The organism is Pseudomonas sp. R4-34-07 (genome assembly GCF_003852375.1).
In the GTDB taxonomy this organism is placed as follows: Bacteria; Pseudomonadota; Gammaproteobacteria; order Pseudomonadales; family Pseudomonadaceae; genus Aquipseudomonas.
In genome coordinates this window covers 345401-361446 of the sequence record NZ_CP027760.1, presented here as the reverse complement: position 1 = coordinate 361446, position 16046 = coordinate 345401, and the positions used below count along the sequence as shown (strand labels likewise).

14 protein-coding genes are annotated in these 16046 nt (G+C 61.3%); 8 read left to right on the top strand and 6 right to left on the bottom strand.

What is annotated here, in order from left to right:
- Positions 1-50: 50 nt before the first annotated feature.
- The 4 genes from C4J85_RS01470 to C4J85_RS01455 form a co-directional block, all read right to left on the bottom strand.
- On the bottom strand, positions 51-1337 hold the full coding sequence (locus tag C4J85_RS01470; protein WP_124369236.1) for an OprD family porin: 1287 nt from the start codon (positions 1335-1337) through the stop codon (positions 51-53).
- Between the two features lie 399 nt (positions 1338-1736).
- A complete protein-coding gene (locus tag C4J85_RS01465) occupies positions 1737-1952 on the bottom strand; it encodes a hypothetical protein (RefSeq protein WP_124406029.1) in 216 nt (71 codons plus the stop codon).
- A gap of 236 nt (positions 1953-2188) precedes the next feature.
- Positions 2189-3295, bottom strand: coding sequence for an agmatine deiminase (aguA, locus tag C4J85_RS01460; RefSeq protein ID WP_124408832.1), 1107 nt, complete (start codon positions 3293-3295; stop codon positions 2189-2191).
- Positions 3296-3416: 121 nt separating this feature from the next.
- Positions 3417-6323, bottom strand: coding sequence for an aminotransferase (locus C4J85_RS01455; RefSeq protein ID WP_124408831.1), 2907 nt, complete (start codon positions 6321-6323; stop codon positions 3417-3419).
- A gap of 151 nt (positions 6324-6474) precedes the next feature.
- Between C4J85_RS01455 and rfbB the strand changes: the two genes are divergently transcribed.
- The 7 genes from rfbB to C4J85_RS01420 are packed head-to-tail and all read left to right on the top strand — an operon-like array spanning position 6475 to position 13558.
- A complete protein-coding gene (gene rfbB / locus C4J85_RS01450; RefSeq protein WP_124408830.1) occupies positions 6475-7557 on the top strand; it encodes a dTDP-glucose 4,6-dehydratase in 1083 nt (360 codons plus the stop codon).
- Positions 7554-8429: a glucose-1-phosphate thymidylyltransferase RfbA gene (rfbA, locus tag C4J85_RS01445; protein WP_124365451.1), complete on the top strand. Its 876-nt coding sequence runs from the start codon at positions 7554-7556 to the stop codon at positions 8427-8429. Before rfbB ends, rfbA begins: the two co-directional genes overlap by 4 nt.
- Positions 8426-8971, top strand: a complete 546-nt coding sequence (rfbC, locus tag C4J85_RS01440) for a dTDP-4-dehydrorhamnose 3,5-epimerase (RefSeq protein WP_124365450.1) — start codon at positions 8426-8428, stop codon at positions 8969-8971. Before rfbA ends, rfbC begins: the two co-directional genes overlap by 4 nt.
- A gap of 8 nt (positions 8972-8979) precedes the next feature.
- On the top strand, positions 8980-9849 hold the full coding sequence (gene rfbD / locus C4J85_RS01435; protein ID WP_124408829.1) for a dTDP-4-dehydrorhamnose reductase: 870 nt from the start codon (positions 8980-8982) through the stop codon (positions 9847-9849).
- A 36-nt stretch (positions 9850-9885) separates the two neighbouring features.
- Complete coding sequence (locus tag C4J85_RS01430) at positions 9886-11694, top strand: ATP-binding protein (protein WP_124408828.1); 1809 nt, start codon at positions 9886-9888, stop codon at positions 11692-11694.
- Positions 11691-13076 carry a sigma-54 dependent transcriptional regulator gene (locus C4J85_RS01425; RefSeq protein WP_124402742.1) on the top strand — a complete coding sequence of 462 codons (1386 nt, stop codon included), beginning with the start codon at positions 11691-11693 and terminating at the stop codon, positions 13074-13076. Before C4J85_RS01430 ends, C4J85_RS01425 begins: the two co-directional genes overlap by 4 nt.
- A 26-nt stretch (positions 13077-13102) precedes the next feature.
- A complete protein-coding gene (locus tag C4J85_RS01420) occupies positions 13103-13558 on the top strand; it encodes a thioesterase domain-containing protein (protein WP_124411159.1) in 456 nt (151 codons plus the stop codon).
- A gap of 275 nt (positions 13559-13833) precedes the next feature.
- On the opposite strand, the gene cysQ is transcribed toward C4J85_RS01420, so the two are convergent.
- Together cysQ and nudE are read right to left on the bottom strand one after the other, a co-directional pair.
- Positions 13834-14670 carry a 3'(2'),5'-bisphosphate nucleotidase CysQ gene (cysQ, locus tag C4J85_RS01415; RefSeq protein WP_124408827.1) on the bottom strand — a complete coding sequence of 279 codons (837 nt, stop codon included), beginning with the start codon at positions 14668-14670 and terminating at the stop codon, positions 13834-13836.
- Positions 14667-15233, bottom strand: coding sequence for an ADP compounds hydrolase NudE (nudE, locus tag C4J85_RS01410; protein WP_124360813.1), 567 nt, complete (start codon positions 15231-15233; stop codon positions 14667-14669). Before nudE ends, cysQ begins: the two co-directional genes overlap by 4 nt.
- Positions 15234-15320: 87 nt before the next feature.
- Between nudE and yrfG the strand changes: the two genes are divergently transcribed.
- Positions 15321-15983 carry a GMP/IMP nucleotidase gene (gene yrfG / locus C4J85_RS01405; RefSeq protein WP_124360812.1) on the top strand — a complete coding sequence of 221 codons (663 nt, stop codon included), beginning with the start codon at positions 15321-15323 and terminating at the stop codon, positions 15981-15983.
- Positions 15984-16046 lie beyond the last annotated feature (63 nt).

The window sequence follows — 16046 nt, the reverse complement described above, 5'->3', positions numbered from 1 at the left end:
GAACCAGTCGGGGTTTTTCTCGCCTGGCATCAGGCGCGACCTGCGATCAATCAGAAAACATTGATCGGGTAGTCGGCGAACAGGCGGATTTCGTTACCGCCCACGTTGTATTCGCTGGCGTTGTTGGAAACGCGCAACCACGAGGCGCGAGCACGCAGGCTCAGGTCTTTGGCCGGGCCGCTCTGGACCACATACTTGAACTGGTTCCAGATTTCACGCTCGGTGCCATCGCCACGGCCAGTGCCGTCGTCGATGTTGGTGCCGCGCACATAGGCAATGTTGTAGGTCAGGCCCGGTACACCAAAGGTGGTGAAGTCGATGCCGTAGCCCGCTTGCCAGGAGCGCTCGTCCTTGCCGTTGAAGTCGGACCAGTAGGAGTTGGCCAGCAGGATGGTATTACCGCCGTCGCCGATGCCGCCAGCGTTGCGGTAGCCGCCGTACAGGTAGCCGGTGTCACCGGTGCTGCGCTGGTGAGCGATGGTGAAGCTGTGCGCGCCAACGGCCCAGGTAGCGCCCAGGCTCCAGATTTTGTTGTCGCGAGCGTCGGCGTCTTTCTGGTTTTCCAGGGCGAAGCTGCGGTCCAGCTTGGTTTTGTAGCCGTTGAAGTCAAAGGTCAGCGACTGTTTCTCTGGCAGCGCCAGCACATAGTTGACGTTGACGTACTGCTTCTTCAGCACGTCCTGCATGTCGGAGGCATACAACGCTGCCGACAGGCTTTCGGTGAATTTGTAGCTACCACCGATGTAGTTGATGCTTTTCAGGCCACCGCTGTCGCTGCCTTCGGCGCTCTTGCGTGCTTCCTTGGTGAAGTGGCCGGCGTCCAGTTGCAGACCGGCGATTTCCTTGGAAACGATCGAGGTGCCCTCGTAGGTTTCCGACAACAAACGCGAATTGTCGTACTGCAACACAGGCACGGCTGGCATCTGCTGACCGTATTTGATCACGGTGTTGGAAATGCGCGCCTTGACGGCTGCGCCGCCTTTGGCCAGATCGTTGGCAGCTTCGCCGCTATCGCCCTGCTTGAAGAAGTCGATACCGCCCGCACCGCTGCGACCTTTGCCGCCGTCCAGACGGATAGCGTATTGGCCAATCACGTCCACACCCACGCCCACAGTGCCCTGGGTGAAGCCGGACTCGAACTTGCCGATAAAACCCTGGCCCCACTCGGCCTTGTCCTGCTTGCCGTTCTTGTAGTCACGGCTGATGTAGGCGTTACGTGCTGCGATATTCAGGTGGCTGTCTTCAACGAAACCCTTGGATTGCTCCTGGTCGTTCGCCATGGCTGTCGATGCGCTCAAAATCCCCAGAGCGATCAGACTCATCCGTTGCTTCAACATTTTCTTATATTCCTTATTACTGGTTGAGTACGCGCTATGACACCAGGCCCCGTATCGCTTTCTGGTGTCGACTTTCTCCAGAAAAAACAAGGCCCGCGAACGACTGAACTGCCGCGGGCCTTTTCTTATTGGATGAGTCATGGCTGTTAGCCACAGGCGTTGGGCGCAATCCTATGCGCGCGTTGAACTATGTGTCAATTTCGTGAACCGCCTCTATTTAGGCTAAATAATTCTAAGCACAGACCTATAGCGCTTTGGCTGTAGGAGCGAGCTTGCTCGCGAAAAACGTCCAAGCAACGCGTTCATTCTGAATAAACGCGGGGGCCCTGAGTTCTTCGCGAGCAAGCTCGCTCCTACAAAAAAGCCCTTGCCCCCTCCCATATTGATTCCTCGGCGCTTTCAGTTGCGCTCCAGCTCGCACAACACCTGCACCTCATCCTCCGTGAACAAGCCCGCTGGGTAGCGTTCACTCATCACGCTGCGCAAGTCAGGCTGTTGCCTGCCCTGGCGCGCGCCGTTTTCCTTCAACCAGAGCGCCAGCGCGTGGATCGCGTCGCCGTCGACCCGCACCGGGTGGAACGTGCGCGTGTACATCGGGTTGATTTCGGCATTCATTTCAGCGCTCTCTCCTGCTGCGTGAGCGGCTAACTTACTCAAGGTTTGTGACAGAACCATGCGGTCATCACCTTGGCGCTCTGTGGTGTGTTGCCGATACAAGAGCTATGCCAATCTCCCGCATTCACAGGTATTGAGGCACAAAAAAGCCCGCGACCGTGCTGGGTCGCGGGCTTGCCTGGAACACTGCGCTCGCGCAGTGCTCGCTCGCCCTCAAGGCGCTGTTACAACTGCACTCAATTTCTCTGCGGTGCTGGCTGCTGCTGGGTCAGGCAGTGAATATTGCCACCCCCCAGTAACAGTTCGCGGCCCGGCACCATCACCACTTCGTGTTGTGGAAACAGGTTCTGCAGGATCTGCTTGGCCTGATGGTCCAGCGGGCCATCGAAACTCGGCGCGATGATGCCACCGTTGACGATCAGGAAGTTGACGTAGGAACCGGCCAACCGCACGCTCGGATTACGTTCCTGGCTGCCATCTACCGGATCGACACCGGCACATTCTTCTTCGGTGGCATACAGCGGCCCCGGAATCGGCATCTTATGCACCGTGAACGAGCGGCCGCGGGCGTCGGTGCTGCTTTGCAGTACCTCCATGGCGGCATGGCAGCGCGGGTAGTTCGGGTCTTGCGGGTCGTCGGTCCAGGCCAGCAGCACTTCACCTGGGCGCACGTAGCAGCAGAAGTTATCCACATGGCCGTCGGTTTCGTCGTTGAACAGGCCATCCGGCAACCAGATGATCTTATCCACAGCCAGGTTGGCGCTGAGCACCGCTTCAATAGCTGCGCGGTCCAGATGCGGGTTGCGATTGCGGTTCAACAGGCATTCTTCGGTGGTGATCAGGGTGCCTTCGCCGTCGACGTGGATCGAACCGCCCTCCAGCACAAAACCTTCGGTGCGATAACGCGACGCGCGCTCGATCTCGAGAATCTTGCCGCCCACCTGTGCGTCGCGGTTCCACGGCGCATACAGGCCGCCATCGAAACCGCCCCAGGCGTTGAAATCCCAGTTCACCCCGCGTACTTCACCGCTGTCGTTGATCACGAAGGTCGGCCCCGTGTCCCGTACCCAGGCGTCGTCGCTGGACATTTCCACCACGCGGATATTCGGCACGTCCAGGCGGCTACGAGCGTTTTCATACTGGCTGGCGGAAACCGCAACGGTCACCGGCTCGAACCGTGCGATGGCCTTGGCCACGGCCACGTGGGCCGCTTGCGCCGGCTTACCGCCCAGGCGCCAGTTGTCTGGACGCTCGGGCCAGATCATCCAGGTTTGAGTCTGTGGCGCCCATTCGGCGGGCATATGGAAGCCATCGGCGCGAGGTGTGCTGTGCAGGGTGGTCATGGCGATGAGGACTCCGAATGGGGTGAAAGCCGACTTTATAACGGATAAATATCGGCATTAATAGTGAACAGGAAGAATAATTAAGCCATATAACGTAATTTAGTCGATAACAATCGAATGACTACAGCTCATCCAGCACCTTCGACAGCATGTCGACGAAGAAATCCACACTGCGCCGGGTCGTGACCATCGGCGGCTTGATCTTGAGGATGTTCAGGTAGTCGCCGGTCGGCTGCATGAAGATTCCCAGTTCGCGCAGACGGTCGCATAACAGCGCAGTCTCTTGTGTCGCGGGTTCCAGGGTTTGTCGGTCACGTACCAGCTCGAGGCCCAGATAGAAGCCGGAACCGTGTACCGCGCCGACTAACGGATGATGCTCGATCAACGCTTGCAGGCGTGTCTTGAAATATCCGCCCACTACCTGGGCGTTTTCCCACAGCTTTTCCTCTTCCATCACATCCAGCACCGCCATGCCGATACGGCAGCTCACCGGGCTGCCGCCCGATGACGAGAAAAAATAACCCTCCGCTTCCAGGGCTTCGGCAATCTCTCGACGGGTGATCACCGCGCCCAACGGCTGCCCGTTGCCCATCCCCTTGGCCATGGTAATGATGTCCGGCACGACGCCCTGCTCTTCAAAGCCCCAGAAAAAATGCCCCATGCGGCCATAACCTACCTGCACCTCATCGGCAATGCAGACACCGCCCTGGGCGCGGACCAGCCCATACACCTGCTGCAAATAGCCGGGCGGCAACGAAATGCCACCGGCGTTGCCATACACCGGTTCGCAGATGAAACCCGCCAGTTGGCGTTGGCCAGCGGCGATTTTCGCCAGGTTATGCTCCACGCTTCGTACATAGTCAGGCGCACTGTCTGGCCCGCGAAACTCACCCCGGTAGGTATTCGGCGCCATCACCGGGTGCACCCAGTCCGGGCGGCTGCTCAACGCCTGGGGATTATCGGCAATCGAGGTAGACACCGCGTCCGCCGCCACCGACCAGCCGTGATAGGCCTCCAGCACGCTGAGCATGTCGCGCCCGCCGCTGTAGGCCCAGGCCAGGCGGATCGCCAGGTCATTGGCCTCGGTGCCGCTGTTGACCAGGAACACCCGGTCCATGCCCGCCGGCGCCAGCGCCAGCAGGCGTTCGGAAAACTCGGCAATCGCCGCGTAGTGAAAACGTGAATTAGTGTTGAGCAACGACCATTGCCGCGCCGCCACTGCTGCCATGCGCGGGTGGCCGTGGCCCAGCACCGCCACGTTGTTGAGCATGTCCAGGTAGGAGCGGCCCTGCATGTCGATCAAGTGATTGCGCCAGCCCCGCTCGATACGGGGCGGGTCGACGTAATAGTGCTTCTGCGAACGGGCGAAGCTGGCGTCGCGCCGGGCCAGCAGGGCTTCGGGGGCCAGCTCCGGTTCGGCATCACAGGCCAGCCCGAGCAGCACCGCCGGTGACGGGCACAACGCCTGCCACGCCGACGCCCGGGAAGGCGCACAGAACAGCGGGGGTTCCAGGTCGGCACGACACAGCTGCACGATCAACGGCCCGTGGACTTCACCGAGTATTTGCCCCTTCACCACCTGCGCACCGGCTTTGAGCCGCGTTGTCACACCCCATACGCGCAGATTCAGGCGCTCTTCGTACACACACAGCAAACCGTCGGCGCCCTCGCGCAGTGTCCCGGCGAAAGGTGCCTCAAGCACTGTGCCATGGGGCAGGCTTAATTCGACATGAAGAGCGAAGGTGTCCGGTTCCACAGCACTGTCCGGGCGGGTGCGCGACAAGCGATATTGCCCATAACGGCTGGCTGCCAGCCCATGCACCGCAGCGGCTTCATTCAGCAGCCGCCGATCCATGCCCGGCGTCTCCCAATTGCCCGCCTCGAAATGCGGGCTGAGTACGCCCAGGTCGATCAGCGCGAACTCCCGCCCGACCAGCCCCGGCAGCAAGGGGGCAAAGTCCTGGTTGGCCAAGGCAGGCAACGCCTCGCCGACGCTACTCAGGATCGCCGCATCCATCAGTTCGAACGGCACCGACGTGGCGACATGGAAAATTTCCCACTCGTGCTCGGCGTTCTTCAACAGGTAGGCGTTATCAGGGTCCAGACGTCGCTGCTGCTCACTGCTCAACACCAACACCGCCGCACGGGCGACGATCAACGGCCACAGCGCGCGCAACTCTTCATGCTGCAACGGCGTGATCGCGTGACAGGCCTGGATCGCCGGCAGGATGGCAAACGGATCGCCTTCAGCGTGATGCAGCAGCGCAGCGCACGTCACCGACAGGTCAGCGATGCGCCAGGTGTGTACCAGGTCGCCGAAATCGATCACACCCTGGACCTTCCAATGCCGCTGCGCATCGCGCTGCCAGACCACGTTGTCATCGGTGATGTCCATGTGCACGGCCTGCCAGGGCAGGTGTGCAGCCAGAGGGCGGATATGCGCTTCGATCCGCCCGGCGACTTGCTCCAGTGCAGTGCGATGGGGAAGCTCGGGCAAGGTCGCTAGCAGATAAGTGATCAGCTCCTGCGCGTGGCGTGGGTCCCACTGCAGGGTGCGATCCAGGCCGGGATGAGTGAACGTTGACAGTGCCAGGCTCATTCGCCCGCACAGGTCGCCGAACCCTGCGATCACATCGCGACCCAGGTGAGGCAAATCGGTCAGCGGCTGGCCGTCGATGTAGTCCAGTAGCCGCAGGTGCAGGGTTTGCCCATCGACGGTGACGCTCAGCAGTTCGTCGCCATTGAGGGCCTTGATGACCTTGGGCACGCGCACCTGTACGTGTGCCTGCAGCTCGTTGAGGGCTGCATGCTGGGCCAGTAGCTCGATTGCGGCGTAGTCACCCCGGCAGATTTTCAGAACGAAGCGGCCCAGGGGGCTGTCGATCCTGTAGTTAAGGTCTTGTTGGCTGCCCAATGACTGCGATGTGCCCCTGAGGCCGTAATGCTGCTCAAGCAACTGGGCCGCCTGCTGGAAGCTCAAATGGGGGCAAGGCAAACTGGCACGATGGATCAATGTGGCAAGCAACATTGTGACGACCTCGGTTTTATCAGGCGTCTATATCGCCATTGTTCCGGGGCGTTAATCAACCCCTCGTGCTCGCCGCGCTTGCGCCCGCCCGATTCACAACTCAAGCTATGCTTCTTTCGCTTAATGTCCGTCTAAGGAAAAGGCCCTCGACATGCGTATTCTCATCACCGGCGGTGCCGGATTTATTGGCTCGGCCCTGATCCGGCATCTGATCCAGCACACAGAGCACGAAGTGCTCAACCTGGACAAACTCACTTACGCCGGCAACCTTGAGTCGCTGTCCAGCATTGCGTCCAACAGCCGCTATGAGTTCGTCCAGGCCGATATCATCGACCAGGCCACCGTCAGCGCCGTGCTGGCGCGCTTCGAGCCCGAAGCGATCATGCATTTGGCGGCCGAGTCTCATGTGGACCGTTCCATCGACGGCCCGTCGGATTTTATCCAGACCAACATTGTCGGTACCTACAGCCTGCTGGAAGCCACCCGGGCGTACTGGCAGACGCTGGCAGAACCGGCTAAAAGCGCATTCCGCTTCCACCACATCTCCACTGACGAGGTGTATGGCGACCTGCACGGCGTGGACGACCTCTTCACCGAAACCACGCCCTACGCCCCCAGCTCGCCGTACTCTGCGAGCAAGGCAGCATCCGATCATCTGGTCCGCGCCTGGCAGCGTACCTACGGCTTGCCGGTGCTGTTGACCAACTGCTCGAACAACTATGGGCCGTTCCACTTCCCCGAAAAGTTGATCCCTCTGGTTATCCTCAACGCTCTCGCAGGCAAGCCGCTGCCGGTCTATGGCGATGGCTTGCAAGTGCGCGACTGGCTGTTCGTCGAAGACCACGCCCGTGCGCTGCTCAAGGTGGTGACTACTGGGCTGGTAGGCGAGACCTACAACATCGGTGGCCACAACGAACAGAAGAACATCGACGTAGTTCGCGGCATCTGCGCCTTGTTGGAGGAGCTGGCGCCACAGCGCCCAGCCGGGGTGGAAAAATTCACCGACCTGATCACCTTCGTCAAGGATCGTCCGGGCCACGACCAGCGGTACGCGATCGACGCCAGCAAGATCGAGCGCGAACTGGGCTGGGTCCCGGAAGAAACCTTTGAAACCGGCCTGCGCAAGACCGTGCAGTGGTACCTCGATAATCTGGAATGGTGCCGCAGGGTCCAGGACGGCAGTTATCAGGGTGAACGACTTGGCAATACTGACGTAAAGGATCTGATCGCATGATGAAGGGAATTGTATTGGCCGGCGGTTCCGGCACCCGTTTGCACCCCATTACCCTGGGCGTGTCCAAGCAACTGTTGCCGGTGTATGACAAGCCGATGATCTATTACCCGATCTCGGTGCTGATGCTGGCGGGGATCAAGGACATCCTGGTGATCTCCACGCCCGTGGACCTGCCGCAATACCGCAACCTGTTGGGCGATGGCAGCCAGTTCGGCGTGCGTTTCAGCTATGCAGAGCAGCCTTCGCCGGACGGCTTGGCGCAAGCGTTCATCATTGGCGAGGAATTCATCGGGGATGACCCGGTGTGCCTGATCCTGGGCGACAACATCTTCCACGGTCAGCATTTCGGTGATCAATTGCGCAACGCCGCGAAACGCCCATCGGGCGCCACGGTGTTCGGCTACTGGGTGAAAGACCCGGAGCGTTTTGGCGTGATCGATTTCGACAAAGAAGGCCGTGCCCTGTCGATCGAAGAAAAACCGGCGAAGCCCAAATCCAGCTATGCCGTGACCGGCCTGTATTTCTACGACAACGACGTGATCAAGATCGCCAAGGCCGTCCAGCCTTCGCCACGCGGCGAGCTGGAGATCACCGACGTCAACAACGCCTACCTCAAGCGCGGCGATCTGCACGTTGAGCGTTTCGGTCGCGGTTTCGCCTGGCTTGATACCGGCACTCACGACAGCCTGCTGGAAGCCTCGACCTACGTGCAGACCATCGAGCACCGTCAGGGCCTGAAAGTAGCCTGCCTGGAAGAGATCGCCTACGAGAACGGCTGGATTGATCGTGACTATCTGCTGGAACGTGCGAAATATTTCGGCAAAACCGGCTATGGTCAGTATCTGTACACTCTGGCCGGGAACCCTAAATGAATGTGAGCACCACTGAGCTGCCTGGTGTATTGGTCATCGAACCAAAGGTTTTTGGCGATGACCGCGGCTTTTTTTATGAGAGTTTCAACGCTCGCGAGTTTGAAAACGCCAGCGGATTGAAACTTCAATTCGTGCAGGACAACCACTCACGCTCGTTGAAAGGCGTGTTGCGCGGCTTGCACTACCAGGTAGAACACGCCCAGGGGAAACTGGTGCGGGTGACAGCCGGGGAAGTATTGGACGTGGCGGTGGACATCCGCCGCAGCTCTCCTCATTTCGGTCAATGGGCCAGCGTGCGCTTGTCTGCCGAGAACAATCGTCAACTGTGGATTCCACCCGGTTTCGCCCATGGGTTCGTTGTGCTGAGCGATTACGCCGAATTCCTCTACAAGACGACGGATTACTACACGCCGTCTGCAGAGCGGTGCATTCGCTGGGACGACCCGGACCTCAATATCGATTGGCAGCTCAATGGCCCACCGACTCTGTCCGCCAAGGATCAAACCGGTAAAAGCCTGAAAGATGCGGACCTGTTCCCGTGACAGTGCCCATGAAGATATTGATCACCGGCCAACACGGCCAAGTCTCCCAGGAGCTGCAACAGCGGCTCCAAGGCCTCGGTGAGCTCATCGTCCTCGGCCGCGACCAGCTTGACCTGGCCCACGCCGAGCAGATTCGCCAACAAGTGCGCGCTCACCGCCCAAGCCTGATCATCAACGCCGCCGCCCACACGGCCGTCGATCAGGCCGAAAGCGAGCCGGACGCTGCCTTCGCCATCAACGCCATCGCCCCCGGCATCCTCGCCGAAGAGGCCAAGGCCCTAGGCATTCCGCTGATTCACTACTCAACCGACTACGTGTTCGACGGCAGCAAACCGGCCCCGTACACCGAAAGCGATTCGCCCAACCCACTGGGCGTCTACGGTCAGAGCAAGCTGGCGGGCGAGCAGGCGATTGCGGCCGTGGGCGGGAAGTACCTGATTCTGCGCACCAGTTGGGTGTATTCGAGCCACGGCAAGAATTTCCTGCTGACCATGCAGCGTCTGCTGCAGGAGAAGCCGCAGATGCGCATCGTCGCCGACCAGATTGGCGCGCCAACCTGGGCCGGGACCATCGCCAACAGTACGCGTGCGTTGATTGAGCGCTGGCAAGCCGGCACCGCCGGGGATTGGGGGGTTTACCACCTCACGGCCCAAGGCGAAACGTCGTGGTTCGGCTTTGCCGAGGCCATTGGTCATGCCCTTCGCGCTGCGGGCAAAGCCTGCGCCGAGCTGGAAGCGATCCCGTCCAGCGCCTATCCGACACCCGCCCAGCGCCCGCTGAACTCGCGCCTGGATTGCAGCCGCCTGCAACAGCAATGGCAAGTCAGCCAGCCGCAGTGGCAAGACGCATTGCACGAGTGTCTTGCCGAGCAGCACTAGGCATAATGCGCCTGTACCCACAGGCGCACGATTCCCATGACCCCACCCCTTCCGCGAAGACCCCGCTGGCGCAGCCTCGCCCTGTTGGCGCTGTGCCTGGCGCCGCTGCTCTGGCCGCTGGAGCACCTGGCCGAGCGATACTACCGCAGCGAGCTGGCCGGGCAGAACCGTCAGACCCTCGACCTGTACGTCGCCAACCTGTTGGGCACCCTGCATCGCTATGAAGTGCTGCCGCAGATCCTCGGTGACCTGCCGGCCTTGCGCACCGCGCTGGATGCGCCTCACGTCAGCACCAACCTGGTCAACGCCAACTCGCTGCTCAAGGACGTCGCCGCCCAGGCCGGGGTGGAGGTGATGTACCTGATGGACACCACCGGCAAGACTCTCGCCGCGTCCAACTGGGACAAACAAGACAGCTTCGTCGGGCGCAACTTTTCCTTTCGCCCCTACTTCAGCGAAGCCATGGCCGGGCGCCTGGGGCGCTTTTTCGGGCTAGGCACCACCTCGGCCAAGCGCGGCTACTTCTTCGCCGCCGCCGTACGCGATGGTGAGAACATCATTGGCGTGCTGGTGGTCAAGGTGGATCTGGACCATACCGAGAGCTTGTGGGGCAACACCCCGGAACAACTCCTGGTGACCGACCACAACGGCGTGGTAATCCTCACCTCGCGCCCGCAATGGCGGTTCCGCGCCACCCGGCCGCTGACCGCCGCAGAGCGCCAGGCCATTATTGCCATCCAGCCTTATCCCACCCGTGATCCTCAGCCGCTGAACCTCAGCAGCAGCGCCTGGCTGCGCCAATCCACCGCCATCGCCGAGACCGGCTGGAACGTGGAAATCCTCGCCCCCCAATCCTTGATCAACCGCCCGGTGCGTACCGTGGTGGCCGTAGGCGGCGCGATGTTGCTGGTGCTGATGCTGCTGCTCGGCTTGATGATGCAGCGCCGCCGGCATTACCTGGAGCGCATCGCCTTCGAAGCCAAGGCGCGCCGCGAGCTGGAAATGCGCGTGGCCGAGCGCACCAGCGACCTGGAAGGCCTGAACCGGCGCCTGAAACAGGAAGTGCTGGAGCGCGAACACGCCCAGCAGGAACTGGTACGTGCCCAGGATGACCTGGTGCAGGCCGGTAAACTCTCGGCGCTGGGCACTATGTCGGCCAGTATCAGCCATGAACTGAACCAACCCCTGGCAGCGATTCGCAGCTACGCGGAAAACGCTGAAATCCTGCTCGACCATGAACGCACCGCCGATGCGCGCGGCAACCTCAAGCTGATCAGCGAACTGACCGGGCGCATGGCCTCGATCATCGCCCACTTGCGCGCGTTCGCCCGCCGTGACCGCCACGCGCCGGAAAGCGTGGCGCTGCAACCCGCGCTGGACGATGCCCTGGCCTTACTGGCCAAACGGCGGCGCTCGATGGAAGTGGAATTGATCCGCGACTTACCCGAAGCGACCTTATGGGTACAAGCCGGCGAAACCCGTCTGCGCCAGGTGCTGGGCAACCTGCTGGCCAATGCCCTGGACGCCCTTACCGAAAAAGGCCCGCCGCGCAAACTGTGGCTGAGCGCCCAAACCACTGACCAGGGCGTCAACCTGTACATTCGCGACAACGGCCCGGGTTTTTGCATGGAGGCGTTGGGCCGCGCCAGCGAGCCGTTCTACACCACCAAGACGCGCACCCAGGGCCTAGGCCTGGGCCTGGCGATCTGTGACACCCTGATGCGTGCCTTCGGCGGCGAACTGCTGTTCGCCAACCACAAGGAAGGCGGCGCGCTGTTAACCTTGAAATTGCGTGCCGGCTCGCCGGGCGTCAGTCTGCAACCGTCCGAGGACCGCAGTGTATGAGTATCGATAACCAGATTCAGGTGGTGCTGATCGACGACGATCCCCATTTGCGTCAGGCGCTGTGCCAGACCCTGGACCTGGCCGGGCTGAAAGTGCTGCCCCTGGGCGAAGCCAGCGGCCTTACCGCACGCTTGTCGCGGGACTGGTCGGGCGTCGTGGTCAGCGATATCCGCATGCCCGGCATGGACGGCCTGGAACTGCTCGCCGAACTGCACGGCCAGGACCCGGACCTGCCCGTGCTGCTGATCACCGGCCACGGCGACGTGCCGCTGGCGGTGCAGGCCATGCGTGCCGGCGCCTATGACTTCCTCGAAAAACCCTTTGCCAGCGACGCCTTGCTCGACAGCGTGCGCCGCGCCCTGGCCCTGCGCCGACTGGTGCTGGACAACCGCAGCCTGCGCCTGGCCCTCAGTGACCGGCAGCAACTGAGCACGCGCCTGGTGGGGCATTCGCCGCAGATGCTGCGCCTGCGCGAACAAATCGGCGCACTGGCAGCGACCAAAGCCGATGTGCTGATCCTCGGCGAAACCGGCGCCGGCAAGGAAGTGGTCGCCCGCGCCTTGCACGATCTGTCGAGCCGCCGCAGCGGTCCGTTCGTGGCGATCAACGCCGGGGCCCTGGCCGAATCGGTGGTGGAAAGCGAGCTGTTCGGCCATGAACCGGGCGCGTTTACCGGCGCGCAGAAGCGCCGTATCGGCAAGTTTGAATTCGCCAATGGCGGCACGCTGTTCCTCGATGAAATCGAAAGCATGAGCCTGGATGTACAGGTCAAGCTGTTGCGCCTGCTGCAGGAGCGCGTCGTGGAGCGCCTGGGCGGCAACCAGTTGATTGCACTGGATATCCGCATCATCGCCGCCACCAAGGAAGACCTGCGCCAGGCGGCCGACCAAGGCCGCTTCCGGGCCGACTTGTATTACCGCCTGAATGTCGCGCCGCTGCGCATTCCGCCACTGCGCGAGCGCGGTGAGGATGCACTGATGCTGTTCCAGCACTTCGCCGACGAAGCCAGCAGCCGCCACGGCCTGCCCTTGCATGAGCTGCAACCGGGCCAGCGCGCGCTGCTGCTGCGCCACAGTTGGCCGGGTAATGTGCGCGAGCTGCAAAATGCCGCCGAACGCTTTGCCCTGGGCCTGGAACTGGCCTTGGACAGTACGCTGGACAATCCCTCCGCCAGCACACTGACCTCCACGCCCGGAGGCTTGAGCGAGCAAGTCGAACAATTCGAAAAAAGCCTGATCGCCGCCGAACTGACCCGCCCCCACAGCTCCATGCGCAGCCTCGCCGAAGCCCTCGGCGTGCCCCGCAAAACCCTGCACGACAAACTGCGCAAGCATGGCCTGAACTTCGCCGACAGCGCCAGCCACAGCGCAGACGACGAATGACCCTGCCCATCCGCCAAGAGACCGCCATGAGCCGCGACAGCCGTTACCTGGAATCCATCCTCCACCACGACATCCCCCTCACCCGGGAAATGGGCCTCAAGGTGCTCGACTGGCAACACGGCCAACTGCAACTGCATTTACCCTTGCAGGCCAATATCAACCACAAGAGCACCATGTTTGGCGGCAGCCTCTACTGCGGCGCCGTGCTGGCGGGTTGGGGTTGGTTGCACCTGAGACTGCGCGAAGAGGGCATCGAAGACGGGCACATCGTGATTCAGGAAGGGCAGATCAGCTATCCGTTGCCGGTGACGCAGGATGCGACGGTGATTTGCGCGGCGCCGGAGGAGAAAATGTGGAAGCGCTTTGTCGCAACGTACAAGCGTTATGGGCGAGCGCGGTTGACGTTGGAGACGTGGATTGTGAATGAGGGCAGCGCAGAGCAGGCCGTGTCGTTTACTGGCCAGTACGTCCTGCACCGCTAAAAATGTGGGAGGGGGCTTGCTCCCGATAGCGGTGTATCAGCAGCACATTCAGTGACTGACACTCCATTATCGGGAGCAAGCCCTAATGCCAGTCAGTTAAGGCTTTTTGTAGGAGCGAGCTTGCTCGCGAAGAACTCAGGGCCTCCGCGTTTATTCAGAATGAACGCGTTGCCTGGGCGTTTTTCGCGAGCAAGCTCGCTCCTACAGTGGACCACTTTCGCTTAACTGACTGGCATTAGGGCAAGCCCCCTCCCACATTTAGATCGGCTCAGACTTCAAGAACGGGCCAGGGTCAACAGGCGCTTACGCCACGCCGCCTTGGCCGGCAACGCCAGGAAGAACGGGTTCAACAACGATTCCCGCGCCGGGTAGCTGAACGGTTTGCCATTCAGCTCCAGCACCTCGCCCCCCGCCCCTTCCAGCACGCCTTGCGCCGCCGCAGTGTCCCACTGCGAGGTCGGCGCCAGGCGCGGATAGCAGTCGGCACTGCCCTCGGCCAACAGGCAGAACTTCAAGGAACTGCCGATATTCGCCAGTTTCAGCTCCCCCAAGCCTTGGCTCAGCCCCTCCAGCAAACGCTCCTGCTCCGGGCTGGTATGACGGCGGCTGGCAACCACGGTAAAGGCTTCACCCGCGGCCGGAGCCTGGCGCACCTGGATCTGCCTGGGCGCGGCATTCACATCCGAACGCCAAGCCCCCAGGCCCGCGCCGCCGAAGTAGCAACGACCACTGGTGGGCATCGACACCACGCCGAACACCACGCGACCTTGTTCGATCAAGGCGATATTGACGGTGAATTCTTCACTGCCACCAATGAATTCCTTGGTGCCATCCAACGGGTCCACCAGCCACCAACGCTGCCAACCGGCGCGCACGCTCTGGTCGATATCGGCGTCTTCTTCGGACAGCACCGGAATGCTTGGGTCCAGCGCAGTCAGGCCAGCGAGAATCAGATGGTGCGCAGCCAGGTCGGCGGCCGTCACTGGCGAATCATCCGCTTTGGAGGTAACCACGACGTCGGCACGCCAGTACGGCAGGATGGCTTCACCGGCCTGGCGAGCCAGTTCGATGACGGGGGCGATAAAGGGGTGACCCAGAAACAGTTCGCTCATAAGGTAAACACTCCACGCTGGGTCAGCAGGTCTCGCACCAGGTACAGCGCGGCAAGTGCCCGGCCCTCACTGAACTGCTCGTTTTGCGCCAGTGCCGACAGCTCACGCAGGTTGACCCGCTCCACCCGCATGGGCTCGGGCTCATCGCCTTCCAGGCGTTCTTCATAAAGCTCGGTGGCCAGCACCACCTGGATTTTCTGGCTCATATAGCCGGGTGACAGTGAAAGCTCAGTGATGTGTTCCAACTGGCGTGCGCCATAGCCGGCTTCTTCCTTGAGTTCGCGGTCGGCCGCCGCCAGCACATCCTCGCCGGGCTCGATCAAGCCTTTAGGCAAGGACAACTCATACTCGTCGGTGCCACCGCAGTATTCTTCCACCAGCAAGGCATGGTCTTCGTCGATCATCGCGACGATCATCACTGCGCCGTAACCGGCACCACGGCCCACCAGGCGCTCGTAGGTCCGTTCAACGCCATTGGAAAAGCGCAATTGCACTTCCTCCACGCGGAACAAACGGCTACTGGCGACTATTTCGCGGGCGAGGACGGTGGGTTTCTGGCGCATGAACGGCTCCTTGGCGTGATCGGGTTACTATACCGTGGCTTTTCCGATTGTCTGTGTCGGATATCTTTACTTACATGAGAACGCCCCATGCCCTCTTTGCCCTGGCACGCCATCGACACCGTCCTGCTGGACATGGACGGCACCTTGCTAGACCTGCACTACGACAACCATTTCTGGATGGAGCACCTGCCCCAGCGTTATGCCGAACTGCATGGCGTGAGCCGGGCCATGGCCGAAATGGAACTGCAGCCCCTGTTCGAGCGTAACGCCGGACAGTTGCAATGGTATTGCCTGGATTTCTGGAGCGCCGAACTGAAGATCCCAGTGCGCGAACTCAAGCTTGAAACCGCCCACCTGATCGCCCTGCGCCCGGACGCCGATACATTTCTGGCGGCAATCAAACAGGCCGGCAAACGCGTGATCCTGATCACCAATGCTCACCGCGACTCGCTGTCATTGAAGTTGGAGCGCATTGAGCTGGCGCCGTACTTCGAGCAACTGATCAGCTCCCACGATTACGGTTTTCCCAAGGAAAACCAGCAGTTCTGGGAAGCGCTGCACGCTGATATCCAGTTCGACCCGGCCCGCAGCCTGTTTATCGACGACACCCTGCCGATCCTGCGCAGCGCCAGGGAGTTTGGTGTGGGGCATTTGTTGGCAGTCAAAGAGCCCGACAGCAAAAAGGGGCCCAAGGACACCGCAGAGTTTGCGGCTGTCGAGGACTACCGCGATCTCATAGCCGGACTCTGAACCCATGTGGGAGGGGGCTTGCTCCCGATAGCGGTATATCAGAAACACATCCAGTGACTGACA